Below are 3,863 nucleotides of genomic sequence, written 5' to 3'. Positions count from 1 at the left end.
TAACCCCGATTCTTGAGGGCCTCGATCCCTATCGCACTCCCGACACGCCCACCCTCGAACCCATCACCCCACGCTCAGGTCCCAAGAGCCCGATTAAGGTAAAAAAGTGGAGTCCGACGTTCGTCAGCTCTTCCACAGTTTTCTTTCCGCCTAACGGAACATATCGAAAAGCTCCTATGTCTACCCCTGCTCCTCACCTGCGCCGAGCTCGCCTCGGCGTGAACATCCTGTTCCTGACCAACGGTGCCCTTTTCGCGAATCTGCTGCCGCGCTACCCGATGGTCAAGGACCTCCTTGGCGTCGATGCGACCATCTTCGGGCTGCTGGTCGCTTGCTTCCCCTTCGGCGCGATGATCGCGGGGCTGACGGCTGGCAAGGTCATTCGCCGCTTCTCCTCGGCGACGACCGCCATGGTGGGCACCTATGTGGTCGCCATCGCGCTCCTTATCGCCTCCCTCGCTCTCGAGGCCTCTCCCTTCCTGTTCGCGCTCGCGATGTTCGTCGGTGGCGGCGCGGATGCCATCGTCGACGTCGGGCAAAACGCGCACGGGATGCGGGTGCAGCGCGGCTACGGCCGGTCGATTATCAATTCTTTCCATGCCGCCTGGTCGGCGGGCGCCGTCATTGGCGGACTCATGGGCTCGGCGGCGACAGGGCTCAAGGTTGCGCTGCATGTCCACCTTGGCGTCTCCGGGGTCATGTTCTGCGCCGCGGCCTACGTTGCCGGCCGGCTCGCCCTGCCCGGTCCAGACACTCCCGAAATTGAAGAGCACGAGGACGCGGGCGCGAATGTCCCTTCTTATCGCTCCGCACTGCTGATCATGGCGGCGCTGTCGATCGTTGCCCTATCGGGCACGTTCGTCGAGGACGCGGGATCGACGTGGTCTGCGCTCTTCCTGCGCGATATCGTCGGCGCGACCGGCGGCATCGTTGGGCTCGGCTATGTCGCCATGGTCGCCGCACAGTTCGTGGGCCGGATGACCGGAGACCGGTTCACCGACCGCTATGGTGCGCGTGCGGTCGCCCGCGTCGGAGCATTCCTTATCGCGACCGGTATGACGCTCATGCTGCTGTGGCCGAATACTGCGACGACGCTCAGCGCCTTTGCGCTCGCCGGCTTCGGCTGCGCCACGCTCGTGCCTGCGGCCTTTGATGCGGCCGACCGGATCCCTGGCCTCCCGGAAGGCACCGGCCTCACGATGATCGGCTGGACGATGCGTCTCGCGTTCCTTTCCGGCCCGCCGCTCGTCGGCTTAATCACCGACGCGGTCGGGCTACGTATTGGCCTTGCGATCGTGCCCCTTGGCGCCATCGCCCTCGTGTTCGCTTCGCGCGTGCTGCCGAGGCGTGCCGGATAGAAAGATTTTTCTTCTCCGCGCGACGCATGACACACTGCGACCATGACGGAATCAGTATCCATGTTCTGCCAGCACCCTTCCGCCGAGCCTGCAGAGCATCTCGCCTTCCTCGATGAGGTCGACGGCGATGAGGCCCTCACGTGGGTTCGCGCCCGGAACGCTGAGGCCGAAAACGTGCTCGCGACGACCTCCCGGTATTCCGAGATCAAGAGCGATGTTCAGGCGATCCTCGACTCGAGCGACAAGATCCCCGGAGTCACGCAGGCCGGCGAATTCCTCTACAACTTCTGGACGGACGCCGACCACGAGCGTGGCCTGTGGCGCCGCACGACGTGGGAGTCCTACCGCAGCGAGAACCCCGAGTGGGAGATCCTCCTCGATGTCGATGCCCTCGCCGAGGCTGAAGACGTCCCGTGGGTATGGCATGGCGCGAGCGTCTTGCGCCCGAGCCTTGACCGCGCCCTTGTAACCCTCTCGCGTGGCGGCTCCGATGCCGATGAGACCCGCGAATTCGATCTCACGACAAAGCAGTTCATCACCGATGGATTCTTCCGTCCCGAAGCCAAGGGCGACATCAGCTGGGCCGACACCACCGGCGACGTCGTCTACGTCGCGACCGATTTCGGCGACGGCTCGCTCACCGAGTCCGGCTACCCCCGCATCGTCAAGCGCCTGCGCCGCGGCCAGGACCTCGCCGACGCCGAAACGCTCTTCGAAGGCGAAACCAGCGACGTGTCCGTCGGCGGCAGCTACAGCCGCCTCGAGGAACGCACCTTCATCTATCGCAGCCCCTCGTTCTTCACGACCGAGGTCCACGAACTCACCGACGAGGGCCTCGTCAAGATCGACGTGCCCGAGACGTCGCGTCCGTCCGTCTGGCAGGGCTGGCTGCTCGTGACTCTGCGCGACGACTGGGAGGTCGGCGGCACGACGTTCCCCGCGGGCAGCCTGATTGCGATCCGCTATGAGGATTTCCTTGCCGGCGGCCGTGATTTCATCGCGCTGTTCACGCCGACGGTGAGTGCCTCGCTCACGAGCCTTGCGGCGACGAAGAACCATCTCGTCCTCACGATTCTCGACGACGTCGTCTCCCGCCTCGAGCGCCACACCCCGAACGAGTCGGGCAGCTTCGAGCACGCCGACCTCGACGTCACCAGCACCCTCGTCGCCAACGACGAGGACGCCACCGAACGCCCGATCGTCTCTGTCTTGGTCGGTGCCGTCGACGCCGAGAAGAGCGATGACCTGTGGGTCACCGTCGAGTCCTTCCACCTACCCTCAACCCTCGCGGTCGCGCGCATCGACGCGGACGGTACGGTGCGCGAGGTCGAAAAGCTCAAGTCTCTGCCGGCGTTCTATGACACCGACGGCGTCACCGTGACCCAGCATTTCGCGACGAGCGCGGATGGTACGAAGATCCCCTACTTCCAGATCAGCCCGCGCGGCATCGCCGCCGATGGCTCCAACCCCACGCTGCTGTATGGCTACGGCGGTTTCGAGGTCTCGCTGACCCCCTCCTATTTTGCCGTGGCAGGCAAGGCGTGGATCGAGCGCGGCGGAGTGTACGTCATCGCCAATATCCGTGGTGGCGGCGAATACGGCCCCGAGTGGCATAAGGCGGCGCTGAAGGAAAACCGTCACAAGGCCTATGAAGATTTTTCGGCCGTGGCCAAGGACCTCGTCGACCGTTGTGTCACAACCCCGGAACACCTCGGCACACAAGGGGGCTCCAACGGCGGCCTACTCATGGGCAACATGCTCACCCACTACCCCGAGCTGTTTGGCGCGATCGTCTGCCAGGTGCCGCTGCTGGACATGCGCCGGTACACGAAGCTCCTCGCGGGCGCGTCGTGGGCGGCCGAGTACGGTGACCCGGACGATCCGGAGCAGTGGGAGTTCATTAAGACGTTCTCCGCGTTCCACAATTTCAATCCGGACGGCTCCTACCCGCCGATCCTCTTCACGACCTCGACGCGGGACGACCGCGTCCACCCCGCGCACGCGCGTACGCTCGCACACGAGATGCTCGCCGCCGGCAAGGACGTGACCTACTTCGAGAACATCGAGGGTGGCCACGGCGGCGCGGCGACGAACGCTCAGCGAGCGATGATGCAGGCCTATGCCTACGAGTTCCTCTGGCAGCACCTGAGCTAACCCGGCATGCGAACGCCCCCAGCGCGCACGATGTGGCTGGGGGCGTTCGGCTATCTAGGTGTTGTGGGTCATGACGTTGTAGTCACCGACCGGGGATGAAGGAACGGGCCCTTGACTGCACGATGGGTGGTGTCAAAGCAACCATCCAGCAGAAAGAGACCCGCTCCGATGACCCACGTTAACGCCCCGCTGACCCCGGAAGGAAGACAGCGCCTCGTCACCCGCGCCCTCACAGACGGCCGGCCCATCTCCCACATCGCCGCTGAAGCCGGCATCGCCCGCTCCACACTGACGAAATGGGTGGCACGCTACCGCGAAGAAGGAGTCGACAGTCTCGAAGACCGCTCCAGC

Annotated in this window: 3 protein-coding genes; all 3 read left to right on the top strand. The window is 64.7% G+C overall.

The annotated features are described in order from the left end of the window. Positions 1–176: 176 nt before the first annotated feature. Entirely contained in the window at positions 177–1,358 is a 1,182-nt protein-coding gene (locus BSZ39_RS12265) for an MFS transporter (protein ID WP_073717598.1), read from the top strand. A gap of 42 nt (positions 1,359–1,400) precedes the next feature. Then, positions 1,401–3,512, top strand: coding sequence for a prolyl oligopeptidase family serine peptidase (locus BSZ39_RS12260; protein WP_073717597.1), 2,112 nt, complete (start codon positions 1,401–1,403; stop codon positions 3,510–3,512). Positions 3,513–3,680: 168 nt separating this feature from the next. Continuing rightward, on the top strand, positions 3,681–3,863 hold a 183-nt coding region (locus BSZ39_RS12255), incomplete at its 3' end, for a helix-turn-helix domain-containing protein (protein ID WP_143180535.1).

The sequence above is a fragment of the Bowdeniella nasicola genome, from assembly GCF_001907295.1.
Classification (GTDB): Bacteria; Actinomycetota; Actinomycetes; order Actinomycetales; family Actinomycetaceae; genus Bowdeniella; species Bowdeniella nasicola.
The sequence above is the reverse complement of the archived record's forward strand: the minus strand, read 5'-3'. Positions and strand labels throughout refer to the sequence as shown.